General features: G+C 57.4%; 1 rRNA gene. It reads right to left on the bottom strand.

The window, feature by feature from the left end:
• Positions 1-382: 382 nt before the first annotated feature.
• Positions 383-1,434: ribosomal RNA gene (locus ACIQVD_RS34210) — 16S ribosomal RNA — on the bottom strand; the annotation flags it as partial.

A 1,434-nucleotide genomic window follows, 5' to 3' on the forward strand; every position in this document is an offset into this window, starting at 1 on the left:
CCCCACCACACAACCCCCAAGGGGCCACACACGCGGTAGGAGAACGGCCGCAGGAAAACAAGAAACACCAAAACCGTGTCCCCAGCCCGAAGCTGCAGAAGGTCCTGTTGCCTCAGGACCCAACAGTGCACCAAACACAACCCCCACAACCAACACCCCAACACTTTCCCCACAACCACCACCCACCACAAAAAAGGGGGGACAGCAATCGCCGTACTCGCACCAGGACACCAGCCCAGAAGCCATGCCAAAAAACATTTGATTCGTTGATATTCCACCCATGAGCACCCACCGCAGAACAGACGCCTGCGCAATGGGCAACACTGACAACCACCAGCCCCGCATGCACGGAAACCAGGAACGGTTGTTAGCAGCTCCTTAGAAAGGAGGTGATCCAGCCGCACCTTCCGGTACGGCTACCTTGTTACGACTTAGTCCCAATCGCCGGTCCCACCTTCGACGGCTCCCCCCACAAGGGTTAGGCCACCGGCTTCGGGTGTTACCAACTTTCGTGACTTGACGGGCGGTGTGTACAAGGCCCGGGAACGTATTCACCGCAGCGTTGCTGATCTGCGATTACTAGCGACTCCGACTTCATGGGGTCGAGTTGCAGACCCCAATCCGAACTGAGACCGGCTTTTTGGGATTAGCTCCACCTCACAGTATCGCAACCCTTTGTACCGGCCATTGTAGCATGCGTGAAGCCCAAGACATAAGGGGCATGATGATTTGACGTCGTCCCCACCTTCCTCCGAGTTGACCCCGGCAGTCTCCTATGAGTCCCCGGCCGAACCGCTGGCAACATAGAACGAGGGTTGCGCTCGTTGCGGGACTTAACCCAACATCTCACGACACGAGCTGACGACAACCATGCACCACCTGTAAACCGGCCGCAAGCGGGGCACCTGTCTCCAGGTCTTTCCGGTTCATGTCAAGCCTTGGTAAGGTTCTTCGCGTTGCATCGAATTAATCCGCATGCTCCGCCGCTTGTGCGGGCCCCCGTCAATTCCTTTGAGTTTTAGCCTTGCGGCCGTACTCCCCAGGCGGGGCACTTAATGCGTTAGCTACGGCGCGGAAAACGTGGAATGTCCCCCACACCTAGTGCCCAACGTTTACGGCATGGACTACCAGGGTATCTAATCCTGTTCGCTCCCCATGCTTTCGCTCCTCAGCGTCAGTTACAGCCCAGAGACCTGCCTTCGCCATCGGTGTTCCTCCTGATATCTGCGCATTTCACCGCTACACCAGGAATTCCAGTCTCCCCTACTGCACTCTAGTCTGCCCGTACCCACTGCAGAACCGGAGTTGAGCCCCGGTCTTTCACAGCAGACGCGACAAACCGCCTACGAGCTCTTTACGCCCAATAATTCCGGATAACGCTTGCGCCCTACGTATTACCGCGGCTGCTGGCACGTAGTTAGCCGGCGCTTCTTC

It is taken from the genome of Kitasatospora sp. NPDC090308 (assembly GCF_044769485.1).
In the GTDB taxonomy this organism is placed as follows: domain Bacteria; phylum Actinomycetota; class Actinomycetes; order Streptomycetales; family Streptomycetaceae; genus Kitasatospora; species Kitasatospora fiedleri.